Here is a 23,356-nt window from a genome sequence, read left to right on the forward strand (position 1 = left end):
TGAAAGCTTTACGGAACCCCCAGCCTAGCTGGGGGTTTTCTGTGCACAAGAAACGGGCGCGGCGAACCGCGCCCGGCGGATCAGGCTTCCTTGATGGATCTGAATTCCGTTTCCGCTTGCTGGAAGCGTTCGGTAATCGCCTTGGACGGCGCTTTGCCCAGCAGGCTGACCACAAAGATGGTCACGCAGTTGAACAGGAAACCGGGGATGATTTCATACAGCCCCAGAAAGCCGTAGTGTTTCCAGATCAGCACGGTGGCCGCGCCGACGATCATGCCGAACAGCGCGCCGTTGCGGGTCATGCGCGGCCACAGCAGCGAGATCAGGATAACCGGCCCGAATGCGGCGCCGAAACCGGCCCAGGCATAGCTGACCAGCCCCAGCACGCGGTTTTCCGGGTTGGCGGACAGGGCGATGGCGATAACCGCCACCAGCAGCACCATGGCGCGGCCTACCCACACCAGCTCTTTCTGGCTGGCGTTTTTACGCAGGAACGGTTTGTACAAATCCTCGGTGATGGCGCTGGAGCACACCAGCAGCTGACAACTGAGGGTGCTCATCACCGCCGCCAGGATGGCCGACAGCAATACGCCGGCGATCCACGGGTTGAATAACAGCATGGCCAACTCGATAAACACGCGTTCACTGTTCTGGGAAACGTTGCCCGCCTGTTCCGGGTGGTTGGAGAAATAGGCGATGCCGAAGAAGCCGACGGTCACCGCCCCGGCCAGACAGAGGATCATCCAGGTCATGCTGATGCGTCTGGCGCGGTGAATGATGTGGTGGGAATCGGCGGCCATAAAGCGCGCCAGAATGTGCGGCTGGCCGAAATAGCCCAGTCCCCAGCCCATCAGTGAAATAATCGCAATGAAATTCAATCCCTTGAACATATCCAGATTGGCGGGATTTTTCGCTTCAATCACCAGCAGCGAGGTATCGATGCCCCCCAGCGACAGGATCACCATCACCGGCGTCAGGATCAGGGCGAAAATCATCAGGCTGGCCTGTACGGTGTCCGTCCAGCTTACGGCGAGAAATCCGCCGATAAAGGTGTAGGCGATGGTGGCGGCGGCGCCCGCCCACAGCGCGGCGCCGTAGCTCATGTCGAAGGTGCTTTCAAACAGGCGGGCGCCGGCCACCACGCCGGAGGCGCAGTAAATGGTGAAAAAGATCAGAATAACCACCGCGGAGATCACGCGCAGCAGCTTGCTGTTGTCCTCGAAACGGTGAGTAAAATAGTCCGGCAGGGTCAGCGCGTTATGGTTGACTTCGGTGTGCACGCGTAAACGGCCGGCCACCCACTTCCAGTTAAGGTAAGCGCCGATGGTCAGGCCGATGGCGATCCAACTTTCGGAAATGCCGGAAATAAACACGGCGCCAGGCAATCCCATCAATAGCCAGCCGCTCATATCCGACGCGCCGGCGGAGAGGGCGGTGACCAGGCTGCCCATGCGGCGTCCGCCCAGAATGTAATCGCCGAAATTATGCGTGGCGCGATAGGCGAACAGGCCGATAAGTACCATCCCGAAAATATACACCAGAAAAGTCACCAGCATTGGTGTGCTCATTGTCATTTCACTCTCCACGTTCGTTATTATTCGCGCACCGTTGTGGTTGCGATAAATCCTGGCTCTCCACTCTGGCCGGAACGGGGCGCAGAGAGGAGTGTTATCGGTTGCAATAAGTGCCACTCGCATTGGCGGCCGTTGGTTATCCTAGTTGAGCAAGTGCGTTACCAACAGTATTTTTAACATATGAATTACATATTTCTCACTCCACATCACATTTACCATAATCGGTCTGGCCGAAAATCACAGCGGCGATCGCATTTTATAATTCCCTGATAATACTATGGATAAGAAATCCTTATACCGGATGTTCCTTTTCTCCGCGGGCGGTGCGAGCCGTTTTCCAGCGCGGCGGAATGTTAAAAATGGCGAAAATAATTACCTGGTGTACGCCCCTGATTTAACAAGGTTGCACAAAGTTGCAACATGGCCGATATTGACGTGGACGATATGTACTTTTAATGACAGGAGTGGAGCGAATGGGTTCTACCACGATGGGCGTCAAACTCGACGAGGCAACGCGCGACCGCATCAAGGCTGCTGCGCAGCGCATCGATCGCACACCGCACTGGCTGATCAAACAGGCCGTTTTCAACTACCTCGAACGCCTGGAAAGCGGCGCCGATACTCCTGAGATACCGCAATCGGCCACGTCCAGCCACATTGAAGCGGAAGAGATTATGCCGCAATCTCAGGAAGAAGAAACCCATCAGCCGTTTTTGGATTTTGCCGAACAGGTTTTGCCCCAGTCGGTGATTCGCGCCGCCATCACCGCCGCCTACCGCCGTCCGGAAACGGAACTGGTGCCGATGTTGCTTGAACAGGCGAAACTTCCCGATGAAATGGCGCAATCTACCCATAAAATGGCCTATCGCCTCGCCGAGCGGCTGCGCGGGCAGAAAGGGGCCACCGGTCGCGCAGGCATGGTGCAGGGGCTGCTACAGGAATTTTCGCTCTCCTCCCAGGAGGGCGTGGCGCTGATGTGTCTGGCCGAAGCCTTACTGCGCATTCCGGACAAGCCGACCCGCGATGCGCTGATCCGCGACAAAATCAGCGGCGGAGACTGGCACGCCCATCTCGGCAACAGCCCGTCGCTGTTTGTCAACGCCGCCACCTGGGGGCTGCTGTTTACCGGCAAGCTGGTCGCCACCCATAACGAAGCCAATCTGTCGAGCTCGCTTAACCGCATCATCGGCAAACGCGGCGAACCGCTGATCCGCAAAGGGGTGGATATGGCGATGCGCCTGATGGGGGAGCAGTTCGTCACCGGCGAAACCATCGCCGAGGCGCTGGCGAACGCCGGCAAGCTGGAAGCGCAGGGATTCCGCTACTCCTACGATATGCTGGGCGAAGCCGCGCTGACGGAAAAAGACGCCGCGGCTTACCTGGTCTCCTACCAACAGGCGATCCACGCCATCGGCAAAGCCTCCAACGGGCGCGGAATCTATGAGGGGCCGGGCATTTCCATCAAGCTCTCCGCCCTGCATCCCCGCTATAGCCGGGCGCAGTACCAGCGAGTGCTGGATGAGCTATACCCGCGTCTGCTGTCGCTGACGTTGCTGGCCCGCCATTACGATATCGGCATTAATATCGACGCGGAAGAGGCCGATCGGCTGGAGATTTCCCTCGATCTGCTGGAAAAACTCTGTTTCGAACCGCAGCTCGCCGGCTGGAACGGCATCGGGTTTGTTATTCAGGCCTATCAGAAGCGATGTCCGTTCGTTATCGACGCCCTGATCGACATGGCGCAGCGCAGCCGCCGGCGGCTGATGATCCGCCTGGTGAAAGGCGCCTACTGGGACAGCGAAATCAAATGGGCGCAGGTGGACGGTCTGGAAGGCTATCCGGTCTATACGCGCAAGGTCTATACCGATGTCTCCTATCTGGCCTGCGCGCGTAAGCTGCTGGCGGCGCCGAATCTGATTTATCCCCAGTTCGCCACCCATAACGCCCACACCCTGAGCGCCATTTATCACCTGGCCGGCAACAACTACTACCCCGGCCAGTATGAGTTCCAGTGTCTGCACGGCATGGGCGAACCGCTGTATGAGCAGGTGGTGGGGAAGGCGGCGGACGGCAAACTGAACCGTCCGTGCCGCATCTACGCCCCGGTGGGCACGCATGAGACGCTGCTGGCCTATCTGGTGCGCCGCCTGCTGGAAAACGGCGCCAATACCTCTTTCGTCAACCGTATCGCCGACGCCAGCCTGCCGCTGGAAGCGCTGGTGGCCGATCCGGTCAGCGACGTTGAAGCGCTGGCCGAGGCGGAAGGGCGTATCGGTCTGCCCCATCCGCGCATCCCGCTGCCGCGCCGGCTGTACGGCGACGGGCGGCCCAATTCCAACGGGCTGGATTTGTCGAATGAGCACCGCCTCGCTTCCCTGTCCAGCGCGCTGCTCAGCAGCGCGGCGCAGCCATGGCAGGCCGGGCCGCTGATGGCCGACGAGCCTGAGCCGGGCGAGGCGCAGCCGGTGGTCAACCCGGCGGACTCCGGCGACATCGTCGGCTATGTGCGCGAGGCCTGCGCAGCGGACGTCGAACGGGCGCTGGACGCCGCGCTAAACGGCGGCGCCATCTGGTTCGCCACGCCGCCGGCGGAGCGCGCGGCGGTGCTGAATAACGCGGCCTCGCTGATGGAGAACCAACTGCAGCATCTGCTGGGGCTGCTGGTGCGCGAAGCGGGTAAAACCTTCGACAATGCGATAGCGGAAGTGCGTGAAGCGGTTGATTTTCTACGTTATTACGCCAGCCAGGTGCGCGAGTCGTTCGCCAATGACACCCACCGGCCGCTGGGGCCGGTGGTGTGCATCAGCCCGTGGAACTTTCCGCTGGCGATTTTTACCGGGCAGGTGGCGGCGGCGCTGGCCGCCGGCAATAGCGTGCTGGCCAAACCGGCGGAGCAAACGCCGCTGATTGCCGCCCAGGCGGTGCGTATCCTGCTGGAGGCGGGGGTGCCTGCCGGAGTGCTGCAGCTGTTGCCGGGGCGGGGAGAAACCGTCGGCGCGGCGCTGGTCGACGACAGCCGGATCCGCGGCGTGATGTTTACCGGCTCGACGGCGGTCGCCGGTTTGTTGCAGCGCAGAATTGCCGGGCGTCTCGATGCGCAGGGGCATCCCATCCCGTTTATTGCCGAAACCGGCGGGCTGAACGCGATGATTGTCGACTCCTCCGCGCTGACGGAACAGGTGGTGACCGACGTTATCGCCTCGGCCTTCGACAGCGCCGGCCAGCGTTGTTCGGCGCTGCGGATATTGTGTATCCAGGAGGACGCGGCGGAGCAGACGCTGGAGATGCTGCGCGGCGCGATGGCCGAATACCGCATGGGGAATCCCGAGCGCCTCTCCACCGATATCGGGCCGCTGATCGACGCGGACGCCCGGCAGGCCGTCGAACGGCATATTCAGGCCATGCGGGCCAAAGGGCGCCAGGTTTTTCAGGCGGCGCGGCCGGAAGAGGGCCTGGAGTGGCAACGCGGCACTTTCGTCAAGCCGACGCTGATTGAGCTGGAAAGTTTTGACGAATTGGAGCAGGAGGTATTCGGGCCGGTGTTGCACGTGGTGCGCTATCAGAGTCAGAACCTGAACGCGCTTATCGGGCAGATTAACGCGGCAGGCTACGGCCTGACGCTGGGCCTGCATACGCGCATTGACGAAACCATCGCCCGCGTGACCGGGGAAGTCCGGGTGGGGAATCAGTACGTCAACCGCAATATGGTGGGCGCGGTGGTGGGCGTTCAGCCGTTTGGCGGGGAGGGACTATCGGGCACCGGGCCGAAAGCGGGCGGGCCGCTGTATCTGTACCGCCTGCTGTCGCATCGCCCGGACGAGGCGGTGGCGCAAGGGCTGGCCCGACAGGATGGCGGCCAAACGGCGGATACCGCCGCGCGGGCGGCGTTGCTGGGCGCGCGGCGGGCGTTTGAACAGTGGGCGCGGGACGAACAACGCGACGATCTGGCCGCCCTCTGCCGGCGCTACGGCGAGAGCGGACTGGGCGGCTCGACCTATCTGCTGCCGGGGCCGACGGGGGAGCGCAACAGCTATACGCTGGTGCCGCGCGAATGGGTGTTATGTCTGGCGGATGACGAGCAGGACGCGCTGGCGCAGCTCGCCGCCGTGCTGGCCGTCGGCGGCCGCGTTCTGTGGCTGGAGTCGGAGGCGGGAAGAGCGCTGTACCAGCGTTTACCGCAGGCCGTGCAGGCGCGCATTCGCTTCAGCGACGACTGGCGGCAGGCGGAGCCGGCGTTTGACGCGGTGATCTATCACGGCGACGCGGATCGGCTGCGCCAACTGAGCCAGCAATTGGCCGAGCGCAAGGGGCCGATCGTTTCCGTACAGGGATTTGCCCGCGGCGAGAGCGGCATCCTGCTGGAGCGGTTGCTGCATGAGCGGGCACTGAGTATCAATACCGCCGCCGCCGGCGGCAATGCCAGCCTGATGACCATTGGCTAAGTCCGGGAGCTATCGCCCTGCCGGGAAAGGAACGCGTTTGCAAACAACGCGCCTTCCTTACGGCAGGGCGCGCGGCGGCCTCAGTTGCGATACAGCACTTTGATCAGATGATAACCGAACTGCGTTTTCACCGGGCCGACCGGTTTCAGCAGCTCGCAGGAAAACACCGCCTTATCGAAAGCCGGCACCATATCGCCTTTGCGAAACTCGCCTAAATCACCGCCGTTGCGCTTTGACGGGCAGGTGGAGTATTGCTGCGCCAGTTTCTGAAAGTCAGCGCCCTGTTGCAACTGGGTCAGAATGTCGTTGGCCTGTTGCTCGGTATCCACCAGAATATGCAGTGCTGCCGCGGTATTCGCCATTTTATTACCTTTTTACGTTAGAGATTCCCGCGTGCAATGTAACATCTGCAACGCGGGATGTAGACTGCGGTGTGCCTTCGTCAGTATAAATCCCCGATCAGGATCGCGCTGGCTTTCTGCTACAATCGCCGTTCGTTTGATGAGTGAGCAATATCGTTATGCGTTTAAACCCCAGCCAACAACATGCTGTCGAATTCGTTACCGGCCCTTGTCTGGTGCTGGCGGGGGCCGGTTCGGGCAAGACGCGCGTCATCACCAATAAAATCGCCCATCTGATCCGCCAGTGCGGCTATCAGCCTCGGCACATCGCCGCGGTGACCTTTACCAACAAAGCGGCGCGCGAGATGAAAGAACGGGTGGCGCAAACGCTGGGACGCAAGGAAACTCGCGGGCTGACCATCGCCACCTTCCATACGCTGGGTCTGGAGATCATCAAGCGGGAGTATGCGGCGCTGGGGATGAAAGCCAACTTTTCCCTGTTTGACGATCAGGATCAGATGGCCTTGCTGAAAGAGTTGACCGAGCAGTGGCTGGAAAACGATAAAACGCTGTTGCAGCAGTTGACGTCGACGATCTCGAACTGGAAAAACGATCTTATCGATCCCGCCGGCGCGGCGGCAACGGCGCGTTCCGAGCGCGACCGGCTGTTTGTCCATTGCTATGCGCTATACCACGACCATCTGCGCGCCTGCAACGTGCTGGATTTCGACGATCTGATTCTGCTGCCCACGCTGTTGCTTAAACGGAATGACGAGGTGCGCGAACGCTGGCAGAACCGCCTGCGCTATCTGCTGGTGGACGAATATCAGGACACCAACACCAGCCAGTATGAGCTGGTCAAATTGCTGGTGGGCAGCCGCGCCCGCTTTACCGTGGTGGGGGACGACGATCAGTCGATTTACTCCTGGCGCGGGGCGCGCCCGCAGAATCTGGTGCTGTTGCAGCAGGATTTCCCCAGGCTGGAAGTGATCAAGCTGGAGCAGAACTATCGCTCCTCGGGGCGGATTCTCAAGGCGGCCAATATCCTGATAGCCAATAATCCGCACGTGTTTGAAAAGCGCCTGTTCTCCGAGCTGGGCTATGGCGACGAGTTAAAAATCATCACCGCCAACAACGAAGATCACGAGGCCGAACGGGTGGTCGGCGAGCTGATTGCGCACCATTTTATCAAGAAAACCGAGTATCGCGACTACGCCATTCTGTATCGCGGCAATCATCAGTCCCGGCTATTTGAAAAAATGCTGATGCAGAACCGCATCCCTTATCGCATTTCCGGCGGCACCTCATTTTTTTCCCGTCCTGAAATCAAGGATCTGCTGGCCTATGTGCGCGTCTTGACCAATCCGGACGACGACAGCGCTTTCTTGCGCATCGTCAATACGCCCAGACGCGAGATTGGCCCGGCGACGTTGAAGAAGCTGGGGGAGTGGGCCAACCAGCGCAATAAAAGCCTGTTCAGCGCCAGCTTTGATTTGGGATTAAGCCAGTCCCTGACCGGGCGCGGGCTGGAGTCTCTGCAACGTTTTACCCAGTGGATGGCGGAGGTCGCCCGGCAGGCGGAGTCTGAGCCGATAGCGGCGGTTCGCGACCTGATCCACGGACTGGACTACGAAAGCTGGCTGTACGAAACCTCGCCCAGCCCCAAGGCGGCGGAAATGCGCATGAAAAACGTCAATCAGCTGTTTAGCTGGATGACGGAAATGCTGCAAGGGTCGGATCTGGACGAGCCGATGACGCTGACCCAGGTGGTGGCGCGCTTTACCCTGCGGGATATGATGGAGCGGGGGGAAAATGAGGAAGAGCTGGATCAGGTGCAGTTAATGACGCTGCACGCGTCGAAAGGTCTGGAGTTTCCCTACGTTTTTCTGGTGGGCATGGAGGAAGGGCTGTTGCCGCACCAGAGCAGCATTGATGAAGATAATGTCGATGAGGAGCGCCGTCTGGCGTATGTCGGCATTACCCGCGCGCAGCGGGAGCTGATCTTTACGCTCTGCAAAGAGCGGCGCCAGTACGGGGAACTGGTGCGTCCGGAGCCCAGCCGGTTCCTGCTTGAGCTGCCGCAGGACGACCTGATCTGGGAGACGGAGCGCAAGGTGGTCAGCCCACAGGAGCGGATGCAGAAGGGGCAAAGTCATCTGGCGAATATCCGCGAGCAGCTGGCGAAGGCGAAAGAAAGCAAGTGACGGTCAGGGCGGGGGAGCCCGCCCTGTTCCGGTTTACGGATTGATAACCTTACCGTCGACGCTCACATTTTCCGTGGCGGTAAAATTCCACGGCGCGTCGCCATCGCGCAGCTGGCTGAATACCACGCCGTCGAACCGGCTGTTGCGTAAGTCGCTAATCGCCGTCGGCGGGACATTCTCCAGCTTGACGTTAGCGAAATGGATGTCGCTGTGCCAGGCGTTTTTCGCGCTGTTCCCTTTGATTTCAATGGACGGAGAGTTACCCGTACTGCCTTGTACCGTGACATTTTTTATCAGGAAATCATGGAACCGGGCGGGCGTTGTTGACGGCGGATAATCAATTTTCGCATTGACATCGGAGTAGCTCAGCGTGAGTAGCACCGCCTGTTTGGCGATATCCTTCATGGCGTTGTTGCGGAACAGAATGTTGTGCGCGCCGCCGCCGATATCGGTGGTGCTTTTCGCCCGCAAACCGATGTCGGTCAGATACATAACGTTGTTTTCCGCGATGATATTTTCAATCCCGGCGCCGGTATGGCTGCCGGTCACGATGGCGCCGTGCCCCATGCGGAAATAGTTATTGAACAGCCAGGCGCCGTTCATGGGTTCCTGCTGGCGGGCTTTTTCTCCCGTCCCGGCGGCGAAGTTGATGCAGTCATCGCCGGTGTCGAAAAAGTTATTGAATACCATTACGTTTTTGCTATTGCCGAATTCGATGCCGTCGCCGTTGTTGGCGTCATAGGTTTGGTGAATCAAACCGTTTGCCACCACGTTATGGTTTTCCAGGTTCATGATGCCGTGAAACGCCGGGTTGCGCACCGTGAAGTCGGCCAGATAGACATTTTCCACGCCGCGCAGGGTGATCAGGCTGGAGCGCCGTTGTCCATAGGCGGTTTTGAGGTCCATTCCGCCGGCGACGGCCTGCTCGACCTGATGTTTAGCCAGGATGCCGTCTTCGTGTACCTTGCTGTTTTTACTGGCGACGTACTGCGGCAACGTCCCGCCCAATTCGTCCTTTATTTCCCCTTTTGCGGTTCGCCGCCAGCCGTTGCCGTCGATCATCCCTTTGCCGACGATGCGAATATTGCGAAACGTGCCGGGGTGCGAGCTTTTGGCATCAATGGCATTAATCAACGACGCCGGACGTTCGGTGGTGGAGTATGGGTAGAGCCGATAACCGGCCGGATAGTCGGCGGGATTATCCGAGCCCAGCAGAACGGCGCCGGCTTGCAGATTCAACGTCATATCGCTTTTTAACCAAAGCGCGCCGGTCTTGTAAATCCCGCTGGGAATATCGACCCGGCAACCGGGCTTACAGGCATCAATGGCCTGCTGGATCGCCGCGGTATTCAGCGTATTACCGTCCGCTTTGGCGCCAAATTCATTAATATTCACCACCTGGGGGAAAACGGCGGTTTTCGCGCTCACGGTATTGCTGGCGGCGGAAAGCGAGCCGTCCGCATAGACCGCTTTGACGGTAAAGCGGTATTCCGTGCCGGGTTGCAGCCCTTCAGCCTTAAAATTGTGTATCGCAATCTTGTGATGAAAGGCGCGTTCGTCGCTGGCGTAGAACGCATTGATATAGGGCTTGGCCGGTGAGTGCCGATCGTTGTTCCGGCTGGCGAGCCCCAGGGATTTTCCATCCTGGTAAAGGTGGTAATCAATAATATCGCCGTTGTCTTCCGGGGTTTCCCATACCAGAACGATGCTGCGATCGTCATAGGCCAGGGTGGGAACCTGCAAATTTTGCGGAGCCGGCAGCGGAGCCGCCGCGACAAAGGTAATCGGCGCGGCGGTCAGGCTTAACATCGCGGCAAACATACCGCTCCGGTAACGGGTGGAAGGTTGCATGTTTATCTTTCCTCAGAGTGTATCGGGTTAAGGTCATTAGCCTTACAGAGGGAATGGCTATTTTATTTTTATAAAAGAAACGATGTTTTATAAAAATACACTCGACGTTTCTTTTTGTACCGGAAGGGGATCACAGAACAACGGGCGAGAGTGCAAACGGAGAGGTTAATACGGGCGGACGAAGTCACAACCCGTTGAGATTAAATGGGGTTTTCTTCCAGAATCAACGGCCAGTGAACGTAGCTTTGCCAGCGGCTTTCCTGTTCCAGCGCTTCCGCCCGCAGCGGATGCCGCGCCATCCAGCCGGCGGGCAGAGCAACGTGCAAACCGTCGCCGGCGATATCCACCCGCAAACGTACCGCGGGGAGGGTGTCGTCACGGCGGCGGCTGGCGAAAATAATCGCCAGACGCAGCAAACGGCACAGGCGCTGCGCCTGGATCGCCGGCAGCGCGTTTTGCTGGCTCAGCGGCATCAGGTCGACGGGGTTGCTCTGGTTTTGCAGCAGGGTGGCCAACAGTTTCTTTTGCGCGGGAGTAAAACCGGGAAGATCGCTATAGCGGATCAGATAGGCCGCATGCTGCGGCGACTGGCGAAAATCGATACTCAGGCCAATTTCGTGCACCAGACAGGCGTTATGCAGAAGCTCGCGACATCGGTCGTCCAACTGCCAGTCCCGGGCGACCTGCCGCAGGAAATTATCGGCCACCGCGCTTACCCGCTCGGCCTGTTCTATGTCCAGCAGATAGCGGCGTTGCAGATTGTGCAGCGTGCGGTGGCGAATGTCCTGCTCAATCGGCAAATGCAGCATGCCATAGACCAGACCCTCGCGCAGCGCGCCGCCGGCCAGCGTCATGCAGTTAATGCCGAGCTCTTGAAAAACCGCCAGCAGAATGGCCAGCCCGCTGGGGAAAACCAATGCCCGTTCCAGCGTCAGGCCTTCAATTTCCAGCTCCTCCAGCTTACCGCACTGGATCGCATGTTGTTTCAACTGCTGAAGCTTCGCCAGGGTAATATATTCATCCATACCCTGGGCGACCATAATTTCCTGTAACGCCTGTACGGTGCCCGACGCTCCGACGCAGATCTGCCAACCCTGTTCACGCAGGGACGCCGCAACCGGCCGCAGCATGTCGCGGGCGGCCTGTTCGGCGCGCTCGAAATTGCCGCTTTCCAGGTGGCGATCGGCAAAGTAGCGCTCCAGCCAGGTTACGCACCCCATGGGCAGGCTGATTAACCGCGTGGCCTGCGCGCCGGTGCCGGTGGCCAGTTCGGTGCTGCCGCCGCCGATATCGACCACCAGACGTTTTTCCGGGCCGCCGGTGGTATGGGCTACGCCCTGATAGATAAGCCGGGCTTCTTCTTCACCGCTGATAACCTGCACCGGCAGGCCCAGTATCCGCCGGGCCTGTTGCAGGAATTCGTCGGCATTGGTGGCCAGCCGCAGGGTGGCGGTGGCGACGACGCGCACCTGCTCGCGCGGGATATCCTGCAGCCGTTCTGCAAAAAGCCGCAGGCAGTGCCAGCCTCGCTGCATCGCTTCCGGCGATAACCGGTGCTGCTTATCCAGCCCGGCCGCCAGGCGGACTTTGCGTTTTACTTTCGCCAGCGTCTGAATGCTGCCCGCGGCTTCCCTGACGACCAGCATATGAAAGCTGTTGGAGCCGAGATCGATGGCGGCATAAAGTGAAGAAGAGCTTGGCATCGGCGATCAACCCGGCCGTTTGCGAGTATTGCGCGGCGCCCCGCTGCGGCGCGGCGCGTTGTGCCTGCGCGGGCCGCTATTGGAGCGCGGCGGCCGCGTTAAACGCTTCGGCGCCGGCAAATCGTTAAGCAGCGCGTCGCTGTTGTATTTACTGACCGGAATGCCATGGCCGATATAGGTTTCAATGGCCGGCAGGTTCAGCGCATATTCCTCGCAGGCCAGGCTGATGGAGAAGCCGCTTTCGCCGGCGCGGCCGGTGCGGCCGATACGGTGAACGTAGTCTTCGCAATCATCCGGCAGATCGTAGTTGAAGACGTGGGTCACCAGCGGAATGTGCAGGCCGCGCGCCGCGACGTCGGTGGCGACCAGAATGTCCAGATTGCCATTGGTGAAATCATCCAGAATGCGCAGGCGTTTTTTCTGCGCCACGTCGCCGGTCAACAGGCCGACGCGGTGGCCGTCGGCGGCCAAATGACCCCAGATATCTTCGCAGCGGTGTTTGGTATTGGCGAAAATGATGCAGCGATCCGGCCACTCTTCCTCAAGAAGCGTTTGCAGCAGGCGCATTTTTTCTTCATTGGACGGATAAAACAGCTCTTCGGTGATGCGGTGGCCGGTTTTCTGGTCCGGTTCGACTTCCACGTATTCCGCATTGTTCATCTGTTCGAAAGCCAGTTCGCGCACGCGGTAGGAGAGCGTGGCGGAGAAAAGCATGTTCAGGCGCTGGGTAACGGGCGGCATGCGGCGGAACAGCCAGCGAATGTCCTTGATAAAGCCGAGGTCGTACATGCGGTCGGCTTCATCGAGAATGACGACCTGGATGGCGCCCAGATTAATATGGTTCTGTTTGGCGTAGTCGATCAGGCGACCGGTGGTGCCAACCAGAATATCGACGCCGCTTTCCAGCACCTTGAGTTGTTTATCGTAGCCGTCGCCGCCATAGGCGAGACCGAGTTTTAAGCCGGTCAGACGGGAAAGCGCTTCCGCGTCGGCGTGAATCTGTACGGCTAATTCACGGGTCGGCGCCATGATCAACGCCCGCGGCTGATTGGTTTGACGCTCCGCGTTGGCGGGGTGTGAAAGCAGATAATGGAAAGTAGACGCCAGAAAAGCCAGCGTCTTGCCGGTACCGGTTTGCGCCTGACCCGCGACATCACGCCCTGACAAAGCCAGGGGTAACGTTAACGCCTGAATCGGCGTACAGTTATGAAACCCTTTACTTTCAAGAGCTTCTATAACCTGCGGGTGCAGGGCGAAGTCGGAAAACTTCTGTTCGGTTAAGTGTGTTTTGCTCATAGTGTGGTAGAATATCAGCTAACTATTGCTTTACGAAAGCGTATCCAGTGAAATAAAGTCAACCTTATTGTTGGTTAATCTACACCAACAAGGTTGAGATAATCCTGTGGAGTAAAACATGAGCGATAAAATTATTCACCTGACTGACGGCAGTTTCGATACGGAAGTATTGCAGGCTGAGGGCGTAACCCTGGTTGATTTCTGGGCTGAGTGGTGTGGTCCCTGTAAAATGATCGCTCCTATTCTGAATGAGATCGCCGAGGAGTTCGACGGTAAATTGACCGTCGCCAAACTCAATATCGACGAGAACCCGGCCACCGCGCCGAAATACGGCATCCGCGGCATTCCCACGTTGCTGCTGTTCAAGAACGGCGAAGTCGCGGCGACCAAAGTCGGCGCCTTGTCCAAGGGGCAACTGAAAGAGTTCCTGACCGCTAATCTGTAAATCTCCATGGGGGCAATCGGCCAATGAGCAATTCTCATATTGACCGCTTGCCGCCCGTCGTGAAGCGTGCTAGATTCGTCAACACTGCATATCGTACTTACCTATGTTTAAGCCCTTAAGCTTAAGCCTGAAAGTTTGAGTCTAAAGCATTACTCTGTGTCAAAATCGGAAAGTCATTGATTTACAAAAATGTTCGTCATCCGATTTGGGCAATCTAATAGTTTTAAAATAATTGGTTTTATGTGTCTTCGATCTCTTGCCGTCGTTTTGTGCAGATCCTGCGCCCCTTAAATGTGAAACAAAACAGGTACTCAGCGATTGAAGGCCGTTATAGAGGCACGGATGATCCTGCCATACCATTCACGTTACTAGTTCGAGATTTACCCCGAGTTTAAGAACCCACCACTATGAATCTTACCGAATTAAAGAATACGCCAGTTTCCGAGTTAATTACTCTTGGCGAAAATATGGGGCTGGAAAACCTGGCCCGCATGCGCAAACAGGACATTATCTTCGCCATTCTGAAACAGCACGCTAAAAGCGGCGAAGATATTTTCGGCGACGGCGTGCTGGAAATATTGCAGGACGGATTTGGTTTCCTCCGCTCAGGAGACAGCTCCTACCTCGCCGGTCCTGATGATATCTACGTTTCCCCCAGCCAGATTCGCCGTTTCAACCTTCGCACCGGTGATACCATTTCCGGCAAGATCCGCCCGCCGAAAGAAGGCGAACGCTACTTTGCGCTGCTGAAGGTCAACGAAGTCAACTACGATAAGCCTGAAAACGCCCGCAACAAGATCCTGTTTGAAAACCTTACCCCTCTGCATGCGAACTCCCGCCTGCGTATGGAGCGCGGCAACGGCTCGACCGAAGACTTGACCGCCCGCGTGCTGGATCTGGCATCCCCCATCGGCCGCGGCCAGCGCGGACTGATCGTGGCGCCGCCGAAAGCCGGTAAAACCATGCTGCTGCAGAACATTGCGCAAAGCATCGCCTATAATCATCCCGACTGCGTGCTGATGGTGCTGCTGATTGACGAACGTCCGGAAGAAGTGACCGAAATGCAGCGTCTGGTGAAAGGCGAAGTGATTGCCTCTACCTTTGACGAGCCGGCTTCCCGTCACGTTCAGGTCGCCGAAATGGTGATCGAAAAAGCGAAGCGTCTGGTCGAGCATAAAAAAGACGTCATCATTCTGCTGGACTCCATCACCCGTCTGGCGCGCGCCTACAACACCGTGGTGCCGGCGTCGGGCAAGGTGCTGACCGGCGGTGTGGACGCCAACGCCCTGCATCGTCCCAAACGTTTCTTCGGCGCGGCGCGTAACGTTGAAGAAGGCGGTAGTTTGACTATTATTGCCACAGCGCTGGTGGATACCGGTTCCAAGATGGACGAAGTGATTTACGAAGAGTTCAAGGGCACCGGCAACATGGAACTGCACCTGGCGCGTAAGATCGCTGAAAAACGCGTTTTCCCGGCCATCGACTACAATCGTTCCGGTACGCGTAAAGAAGAGTTGCTTACCACGTCTGAAGAACTGCAGAAGATGTGGATTTTGCGTAAAATTATCCACCCCATGGGTGAGATTGACGCGATGGAGTTCCTGATTAACAAGTTGGCGATGACCAAAACCAACGATGAATTCTTCGATATGATGAAGCGTTCATAAATCACGGATGAACTCGGGGAACGCCACGCTGGGTCGTGGCGTTTTTTATATTTGTGCGTCCAACATGGTTATGCAGCGCGTTAATCTTATAAATATAGCGTTCTTGTATGCTATGCCGTCCGCTAGACAGCTGGTATATACCGGAAGGACGACGGGACTCAAGGCGTAAACCGAGCGTATATTAGCAGCCACGGCGCGGCCAGAAGCTGTGAACGGTGAATTTACTCACGATGAGTATCGAATTATTAATCATTTTTCTGTTTTCTCTGGGCTTCCTGTTGATTGCTCGCCAGGTCGCGAGAAAAATAGGCTTTGTCGATCGCCCCAATTACCGTAAACGGCATCAGGGACTGGTCCCGCTTGTCGGCGGTATCTCGGTGTACGCCGGGATTTGCTTTACCTACCTGATCACCGATCAATATATCCCCAATTTCCGCCTCTACCTGCTTTGCGCCGGCGTGCTGGTGTTTATCGGCGCGCTGGACGATCGCTATGATATCAGCGTGAAAATCCGTGCGGTCGTCCAGGCGCTCGTGGCGGTTATCATGATGGCGTTCGCCGGCCTCTCTTTGCATAATCTCGGTCATATTTTCGGTCCATGGCAAATGGAGCTGGGGCCCTTTGGTTATCTGGTGACGCTGTTTTCCGTCTGGGCCGCCATCAACGCCTTCAATATGGTGGATGGCATCGACGGGCTGCTGGGCGGACTGTCCAGCGTTTCATTTGGCGCGCTGGGCATACTGCTGTACCACAGCGGCCATGCCAATCTGGCGCTGTGGTGTTTCGCCATGATCGCCGCCACCCTGCCTTACATCCTGCTTAATCTGGGCGTTTTCGGTAAGCGCTATAAGGTTTTCATGGGGGATGCCGGGAGTACCATGATCGGCTTTACGGCTATCTGGATCCTGATCCAGACCACCCAGGGACAGCAGCATCCCGTCAATCCGGTCACCGCATTGTGGATTATCGCCATTCCGCTGATTGATATGATTGCCATCATGTATCGCCGCCTGCGTAAAGGGATGAGTCCGTTTTCGGCCGATCGCCAGCATATCCACCATATAATGATGCGGGCGGGGTTTACTTCCCGGCAGGCTTTTGTCCTGATTACGCTGGCGGCGGGGCTGCTGGCCGCCATCGGCGTGTTGGGGGAATATCTCTCTTTTGTTCCTGAATGGGTTATGTTGGCATTGTTCTTGCTTGCATTCTTGCTGTATGGCTACTGCCTGAAACGCGCGTGGCGCGTCGCCCGCTTCGTGAAGCGAATCAAGCGTCGCATGCGGCACGCCGATGAACAGAAGCAGTCGTCTTGACCAAATAATTTTGGGGAAGTAATGAAATCAGAGAATCGCTCCACCGGCAATGCGTTAGTTGATAATGAGCTGGATATCCGCGGGTTATTCCGCACGCTGTGGCGTGGGAGGCTCGGCATCCTGTCTATTGCCCTGTTGTTTAGCGTTAGCGCGCTACTCTATTCCTACCTGGTCACGCCGCAATGGAGCGCGACGGCGATTACCGATAAGCCGACGGTCAACATGTTGGGCGGATACTACTCGCAGCAGCAGTTTCTGCGTAACCTGGATGCCAAATCTTTCGCTACGCCGCAGCCTGAGCAGCCCTCCATCTCTTCGGCGGCTTACGATGAATTCATCATGCAATTAGCGGCTTACGATACCCGCCGCGATTTCTGGCTGCAGACCGACTATTATAAACAGCGTCAGGAGGGGGATGCCAAAGCCGACGCCGCCCTGCTGGATGAGCTGGTGAACAATATTCAGTTTACGCCGCGCGACGATGGCAAGAAAACCAACGACAGCGTAAAGCTGGTGGCGGAAACCTCGGCTGACGCCAATACATTGCTGCGTCAGTATGTTACGTTTGCCAGCCGGCATGCGGCCGTCCATCTGAACGAGGAGATTAACGGCGCATGGGCCGCCAGAACCATCTTTATGAAATCGCAGATCAAACGCCAGGAAGCGGTGGCCAAGGCCATTTACGAACGCGATGTTCGCAGCGTCGAACGGGCGCTGAAAATCGCCCAGCAGCAGGGTATCAGCCGCAGCCAGACCGATACGCCGGCGGATGAACTGCCGGCGTCGGAGATGTTTTTACTGGGCAGGCCGATGCTGCAGGCGCGTCTGGAGTCGTTGCAGGCCAGCGGGCCGCACTACGATCTCGATTACGATCAGAACCGCGCCATGCTGGCCACCCTGAATGTCGGGCCGACGCTTGACGACAATTTCCAGACTTACCGTTATTTGCGTACGCCGGAAGAGCCGGTAAAACGCGATAGTCCGCGCCGGGCTTTCCTGATGGTGATGTGGGGGGCTATCGGTGCGTTGGTGGGCGCGGGAGTCGCTCTGGTTCGCCGTTCACGCTAATCAGCCTGTTGATTAGCGTCCGATTCGCAGCGTAAGTCTGCGTCTAACCTGATTAAAGAGATTCACTGTGAAAGTGTTGACTGTTTTCGGCACCCGGCCGGAGGCCATCAAGATGGCCCCGCTGGTTCATGCCCTGGCTCAGGATGAAGCCTTTGAATCAAGAATTTGCGTAACGGCCCAGCATCGGGAGATGCTTGATCAGGTGTTGCGTCTATTCAGTATTACCCCTGACTATGACCTGGATATCATGCGTCCGGGCCAGTCTCTCAGCGAGATATCCTGCCGGATTCTGGCCGGCCTTGAACCGGTGATGGCGGAGTTCAAGCCGGACCTGGTGCTGGTTCATGGCGATACCACCACCACGTTGACCACCAGTCTGGCCGCTTTCTATCAACGTATTCCGGTCGGACATGTGGAAGCTGGGCTGCGCACCGGCAATCTTTATTCGCCCTGGCCGGAAGAGGCCAACCGTAAGCTGACCGGACATCTGGCGATGCTCCATTTCGCGCCGACGGAAAATTCCCGTCAAAATCTGCTGCGCGAGCACCTGTCGGATCGGCAGATTTTCGTCACCGGGAATACGGTGATCGACGCCTTATTCTGGGTGCGGGATTGCATCGTCAATAACGAGGATCTGCGCCGCCGACTGGATGAAAAATACGCTTTCCTCGACGCCGGCAAAAAACTGATTCTGGTTACCGGGCACCGGCGCGAAAGCTTCGGCGGCGGTTTCGAGCGCATATGCGGCGCGCTGGCGGATATCGCCCGGCGGCATCCGGAAGCGCAGATTGTCTATCCGGTCCATCTTAACCCCAACGTCGGCGAGCCGGTGAACCGCATTCTGAGCGGCATCGGCAACGTGATGCTGATTGCGCCGCAGGATTACCTGCCCTTTGTTTATCTGATGAATCGTTCCTATCTTATCCTGACGGACTCCGGCGGCATTCAGGAAGAGGCGCCGTCGCTGGGCAAGCCGGTGCTGGTGATGCGCGACGCCACCGAGCGGCCCGAAGCCGTTGAAGCCGGCACGGTCAAGCTGGTGGGCACGGACGTGGTGAAAATCGTCGATACCGTTTCGCAGCTGCTGACCGACGACAATGAATATCAGGCCATGAGCCGGGCGCATAACCCTTATGGCGACGGCCATGCCTGCCGGCGTATTATTGACGCGCTCAAGAACTATCAGGAAAACCATCGGGTGACGCTATGAGTTTTGACACGATTTCCATTATCGGGCTGGGTTATATCGGTTTACCGACGGCGGCGGCGTTCGCTTCCCGCAGGAAAAAAGTGATCGGCATCGATGTAAACCGGCAGGCGGTAGAGACCATTAACCGTGGTGAAATTCACATCGTCGAGCCGGATTTGGCCGCGCTGGTAAAAAACGCCGTGGAAAACGGCTACCTGCAGGCGTTGACCAGGCCGGCGGCGGCGGACGCGTTTCTGATTGCGGTTCCCACGCCCTTCAAGGGCGATCATGAGCCGGATATGGCCTATGTGCAGGCGGCGGCGGAGTCCATCGCGCCGGTGCTGAAACCGGGCGATCTGGTTATTCTGGAGTCGACGTCGCCGGTGGGCGCCACCGAGCAAATGGCGGAGTGGCTGGCGCAGGCGCGCCCTGATTTAACCTTTCCGCAGCAGTCGGGCGAGGCCGCCGATATTCATATCGCCTACTGCCCGGAGCGCGTGCTGCCCGGACAGGTGATGGTGGAGCTGATTAAAAACGATCGGGTCATCGGCGGCATGACCCCGGCATGCTCGGCGCTAGCCAGCGAACTGTACAAGATCTTTCTGGAAGGTGAGTGTGTGGTTACTAACGCCCGCACGGCCGAAATGTGCAAACTGACGGAAAACAGTTTCCGTGACGTTAACATCGCCTTCGCCAATGAGCTGTCGCTGATCTGCGCGGAACAAAATATCAACGTATGGGAACTTATCCGATTGGCAAACCGCCATCCCCGCGTCAATATTCTGCAACCCGGCCCCGGCGTCGGCGGACACTGCATCGCGGTGGACCCCTGGTTTATCGTGGCGCAGAACCCGCAACAGGCGCGGTTGATTCATACCGCCAGGCTGGTGAATGACGGCAAGCCGCTGTGGGTTGTCGATCGGGTGAAAACGGCGGTGGCGGATTTTCTGGCGCAGAGCGATAAACGCGCCAGCGACGTGACGGTGGCCTGTTTCGGCCTGGCGTTCAAGCCGGATATCGACGATTTGCGGGAAAGTCCGGCGGTGGAAATTACGGCGATGATCGCCCAGTGGAACGCGGGCGCCACCCTGGTGGTGGAGCCGAACGTCAGACAGCTGCCGGCCGCCCTGGCGGGGCCGGTGACGTTGGTCGATACCGACACCGCGCTGCAACAGGCGGATGTGCTGGTCATGCTGGTCGACCACCGTCAGTTCCGGGCAATCAGCCCCGATGATATTAAACAAAATTGGGTTATTGATACCAAAGGAGTGTGGCGTTGAAACGTATTTTGATCACCGGCGGCGCCGGATTTATCGGTTCGGCCCTGGTCCGGCATATTCTTACCGAGACGCCGGACAGCGTGGTGGTGGTGGATAAGCTCACCTATGCCGGTAATCTCGCCTCCCTGGCGCCGGTCGCCGACAGCGACCGTTTCGCCTTTGAACAGGTGGATATCGGCGATCGCCCGGCGCTGGATCGGCTGTTCGCCGAGTATCAGCCGGCGCTGGTGATGCATCTGGCGGCGGAAAGTCACGTCGACCGCTCCATCGACGGCCCGGCGGCGTTTATTGAAACCAATATCGTCGGCACTTACGCGCTGCTGGAGGCCGCCCGCCATTACTGGCAAAGCCTGGCGCCCGTGGAACAAGCGGCGTTCCGCTTTCACCATATTTCCACCGATGAAGTGTTCGGCGATCTGCACGGCACCGACGATCTGTTCACCGAAACGACGCCCTATGCGCCCAGCAGCCCTTATTCGGCGTCAAAGGCGTCGAGCGATCATCTGGTGCGCGCCTGGCTGCGCACCTACGGGCTGCCGACCATCATCACCAACTGTTCCAATAACTACGGCCCCTATCACTTCCCCGAAAAACTGATCCCGCTGGTGATTCTGAACGCCGTGGCGGGTAAACCGCTGCCGGTGTATGGCGACGGGGCGCAGATTCGCGACTGGCTGTTCGTCGAGGATCACGCCCGGGCGCTGTATAAGGTGGCGACGCAGGGCGTCGTCGGGGAAACCTATAATATCGGCGGCCACAACGAGCGTAAAAACATTGAAGTGGTGCAGACCATCTGCGATTTGCTGGAAGAGCTGACGCCGAATAAGCCGGCCGGCGTGCAGCGCTATCGCGACTTGATCACCTACGTCAAAGATCGCCCCGGTCACGATATGCGTTACGCCATCGATGCCGGAAAAATCGAGCGTGAATTGGGCTGGCGCCCGGAAGAAACCTTTGAAAGCGGGATGCGGAAAACCGTGCGCTGGTATCTGGATAATGAAGCATGGTGGCGCAGCGTACAGGATGGATCCTACACCGGCGAGCGCCTGGGTCTGAACCGCTGAGGCCGTTCGCCTGGGCGAACGCGCCGAACAGGAGCAGGTATGACAGAGATAGCGCTTTCCGCGGGCGAACCGTCGCCGGCGCGCATCCACGCCCATATTGAGCCGCTAAGCTGGGAAAGCCGTTTTTTCAACCTGAACAGCGGCAAACTTGATTTCTCGCCGTCGGCGCCGTTGTTGACGGCGGATGCGCTGAACGCCTACGCGCTGACGCAGGCCAAGATACCGGCGGATAATATGCGACTGGCCGACGCCCTGGCGGATTGCGGTTTCCGCCTGGTTGAGGGGGAGGTCGATCTCTGCCTGGAACTGGAGGCGCTTCCGACCGCGGAGGAGCCTTCTCGTCCGCGGGTCGCGGAGAGCGCCGATATCCCGGCGCTGCGGGCGGCGGCGGCCCAGGTTTTCGCCCTGAGCCGTTTTCGCGCCCCCTGGTATCGGCCCGAAGACAGTGGGCGTTTTTATGCGCAGTGGGTGGAAAACGCCGTGCTGGGCGTCTTCGATCACCAGTGTCTGCTGCTGGAGAACGCGGCCGGGGAGCCGCAAGGCTGGGTGACGCTGCGCCGGTTGAACGCCGGCGAAGCCCGCATCGGTCTGCTGGCCGTCTGGCCGGGCGCCGCCGCCCGCGGCATAGGCACGCAGCTGATGTCGGCCGCGGAAACCTGGTGCCGGCGGCAGGGAATACAACGCTTATGGGTCGCGACGCAGGCAGGCAACGTGGCGGCTCTCCGTCTTTATCTTCGTCGCGGTGCCAGAATTATGAGCACGGCCTATTGGTTATACAGGTGATCAAATGATTCCGTTTAATGCGCCACCGATTGTGGGTACCGAACTCGACTATATGCAGGCCGCCATGAGCAGCGGCAAGCTGTGCGGCGACGGCGGCTTTACCCGCCGTTGCCAGCAGTGGCTGGAACACTATTCCGGCAGTAAAAAAGTGTTGCTGACCCCCTCCTGCACCGCGTCTCTGGAGATGGCGGCGATTTTGCTGGATATCAAACCCGGCGACGAAGTCATTATGCCGAGCTACACCTTTGTCTCTACCGCCAACGCCTTTGTGCTGCGCGGGGCGAAAGTGGTGTTTGTCGATATCCGTCCCGACACCATGAATATCGATGAAACCAAAATCGAAGCGGCGATCACCGATAAGACCCGGATTATCGTGCCGGTGCACTATGCCGGCGTGGCCTGCGAGATGGACGTCATCATGGCGCTGGCGAAGCAGTACGATCTGTTTGTGGTGGAAGACGCCGCGCAGGGGATGATGTCCCGCTACAAGGGGCGGGCGCTGGGGTCCATCGGCCATATCGGCTGTTTCAGTTTCCATGAAACCAAAAATTACACCTCCGGCGGCGAGGGCGGGGCGACGCTGATTAACGACCCGCGGCTGATTGACCGGGCGGAGATCGTGCGTGAAAAAGGCACCAACCGCAGCCAGTTTTTCCGCGGGCAGGTGGATAAATACACCTGGCGCGATATCGGCTCCAGCTATTTGATGGCCGACATTCAGGCCGCCTATCTGTGGGCGCAGCTGGAAGCGGCCGCGCCGATTAATGAACGCCGCCTGCGCCTGTGGCAGAACTATTATTCGGCTTTCCAGCCGCTGGCGGACGCGGGGCGCATCACCCTGCCGACGGTGCCGGCGCACTGCGTCCACAATGCGCATATGTTTTATATCAAACTGCGCGATGCTGAAGATCGCGCCGCGTTTATCCGTTATATGAAAGAGGCCGAGATCCTGACCGTCTTTCATTATATTCCGCTGCACAGCTGCCCCGCCGGGCAGAACTTCGGCCGTTTCAGCGGCGAAGATCGCTACACCACGGCGGAAAGCGAGCGTCTGGTGCGCCTGCCGCTGTTCTATAACCTGCCTGACGTCAATCAGCGAACGGTCATCAACGCCATTCTGAGTTTCTTCTCCTGAT

Annotated in this window: 16 protein-coding genes; 11 read left to right on the forward strand and 5 right to left on the reverse strand. The window is 58.4% G+C overall.

Annotated features, from left to right (window positions below; translation table 11 throughout):
- Window positions 1–80 precede the first annotated feature (80 nt).
- Window positions 81–1,574 (reverse strand): sodium/proline symporter PutP, encoded by a 1,494-nt coding sequence (gene putP / locus DDT56_RS12240; RefSeq protein WP_136166728.1) that lies wholly within the window; start codon window positions 1,572–1,574, stop codon window positions 81–83.
- Between the two features lie 473 nt (window positions 1,575–2,047).
- Here putP and putA point away from each other — a divergent pair, with 473 nt between their 5' ends.
- Complete coding sequence (putA, locus tag DDT56_RS12245; protein WP_136166729.1) at window positions 2,048–6,016, forward strand: trifunctional transcriptional regulator/proline dehydrogenase/L-glutamate gamma-semialdehyde dehydrogenase; 3,969 nt, start codon at window positions 2,048–2,050, stop codon at window positions 6,014–6,016.
- An 80-nt stretch (window positions 6,017–6,096) separates the two neighbouring features.
- On the opposite strand, the gene ppiC is transcribed toward putA, so the two are convergent.
- A complete protein-coding gene (ppiC, locus tag DDT56_RS12250; protein ID WP_136166730.1) occupies window positions 6,097–6,378 on the reverse strand; it encodes a peptidylprolyl isomerase PpiC in 282 nt (93 codons plus the stop codon).
- Between the two features lie 158 nt (window positions 6,379–6,536).
- Between ppiC and rep the strand changes: the two genes are divergently transcribed.
- Window positions 6,537–8,561 (forward strand): DNA helicase Rep, encoded by a 2,025-nt coding sequence (rep, locus tag DDT56_RS12255; RefSeq protein ID WP_136166731.1) that lies wholly within the window; start codon window positions 6,537–6,539, stop codon window positions 8,559–8,561.
- A gap of 33 nt (window positions 8,562–8,594) precedes the next feature.
- On the opposite strand, the gene DDT56_RS12260 is transcribed toward rep, so the two are convergent.
- The 3 genes from DDT56_RS12260 to rhlB form a co-directional block, all read right to left on the reverse strand.
- Window positions 8,595–10,412, reverse strand: coding sequence for a glycosyl hydrolase family 28 protein (locus DDT56_RS12260; RefSeq protein WP_136166732.1), 1,818 nt, complete (start codon window positions 10,410–10,412; stop codon window positions 8,595–8,597).
- 200 nt (window positions 10,413–10,612) lie between these two features.
- A complete protein-coding gene (ppx, locus tag DDT56_RS12265) occupies window positions 10,613–12,115 on the reverse strand; it encodes an exopolyphosphatase (protein ID WP_136166733.1) in 1,503 nt (500 codons plus the stop codon).
- A gap of 6 nt (window positions 12,116–12,121) precedes the next feature.
- Window positions 12,122–13,411, reverse strand: a complete 1,290-nt coding sequence (rhlB, locus tag DDT56_RS12270) for an ATP-dependent RNA helicase RhlB (RefSeq protein WP_136166734.1) — start codon at window positions 13,409–13,411, stop codon at window positions 12,122–12,124.
- Window positions 13,412–13,529: 118 nt separating this feature from the next.
- Between rhlB and trxA the strand changes: the two genes are divergently transcribed.
- The 9 genes from trxA to rffA all read left to right on the forward strand — a co-directional run bounded on the left by trxA (window position 13,530) and on the right by rffA (window position 23,355).
- Window positions 13,530–13,856, forward strand: coding sequence for a thioredoxin TrxA (gene trxA / locus DDT56_RS12275; RefSeq protein WP_009111024.1), 327 nt, complete (start codon window positions 13,530–13,532; stop codon window positions 13,854–13,856).
- Window positions 13,857–14,263: 407 nt separating this feature from the next.
- On the forward strand, window positions 14,264–15,523 hold the full coding sequence (gene rho, locus DDT56_RS12280; RefSeq protein ID WP_009111025.1) for a transcription termination factor Rho: 1,260 nt from the start codon (window positions 14,264–14,266) through the stop codon (window positions 15,521–15,523).
- A 230-nt stretch (window positions 15,524–15,753) separates the two neighbouring features.
- On the forward strand, window positions 15,754–16,836 hold the full coding sequence (wecA, locus tag DDT56_RS12285) for a UDP-N-acetylglucosamine--undecaprenyl-phosphate N-acetylglucosaminephosphotransferase (RefSeq protein WP_168197618.1): 1,083 nt from the start codon (window positions 15,754–15,756) through the stop codon (window positions 16,834–16,836).
- Between the two features lie 21 nt (window positions 16,837–16,857).
- Window positions 16,858–17,904 carry an ECA polysaccharide chain length modulation protein gene (gene wzzE, locus DDT56_RS12290; protein WP_136166736.1) on the forward strand — a complete coding sequence of 349 codons (1,047 nt, stop codon included), beginning with the start codon at window positions 16,858–16,860 and terminating at the stop codon, window positions 17,902–17,904.
- A 67-nt stretch (window positions 17,905–17,971) separates the two neighbouring features.
- Window positions 17,972–19,114, forward strand: a complete 1,143-nt coding sequence (gene wecB / locus DDT56_RS12295) for a non-hydrolyzing UDP-N-acetylglucosamine 2-epimerase (protein ID WP_136166737.1) — start codon at window positions 17,972–17,974, stop codon at window positions 19,112–19,114.
- The gene (wecC, locus tag DDT56_RS12300; RefSeq protein WP_136166738.1) at window positions 19,111–20,373 is read left to right on the forward strand and encodes a UDP-N-acetyl-D-mannosamine dehydrogenase; all 1,263 of its coding nucleotides are present in this window, start codon (window positions 19,111–19,113) and stop codon (window positions 20,371–20,373) included. The genes wecB and wecC overlap by 4 nt, the downstream gene beginning before the upstream one ends.
- Window positions 20,370–21,437: a dTDP-glucose 4,6-dehydratase gene (gene rffG, locus DDT56_RS12305; RefSeq protein ID WP_136166739.1), complete on the forward strand. Its 1,068-nt coding sequence runs from the start codon at window positions 20,370–20,372 to the stop codon at window positions 21,435–21,437. The genes wecC and rffG overlap by 4 nt, the downstream gene beginning before the upstream one ends.
- A 39-nt stretch (window positions 21,438–21,476) precedes the next feature.
- Window positions 21,477–22,220 carry a dTDP-4-amino-4,6-dideoxy-D-galactose acyltransferase gene (rffC, locus tag DDT56_RS12310; RefSeq protein WP_136166740.1) on the forward strand — a complete coding sequence of 248 codons (744 nt, stop codon included), beginning with the start codon at window positions 21,477–21,479 and terminating at the stop codon, window positions 22,218–22,220.
- A gap of 4 nt (window positions 22,221–22,224) precedes the next feature.
- A complete protein-coding gene (gene rffA, locus DDT56_RS12315; RefSeq protein ID WP_136166741.1) occupies window positions 22,225–23,355 on the forward strand; it encodes a dTDP-4-amino-4,6-dideoxygalactose transaminase in 1,131 nt (376 codons plus the stop codon).
- The last annotated feature ends 1 nt before the right edge of the window (window position 23,356 follow it).

This window comes from Brenneria corticis (assembly GCF_003115855.1).
In the GTDB taxonomy this organism is placed as follows: Bacteria; Pseudomonadota; Gammaproteobacteria; order Enterobacterales; family Enterobacteriaceae; genus Brenneria; species Brenneria corticis.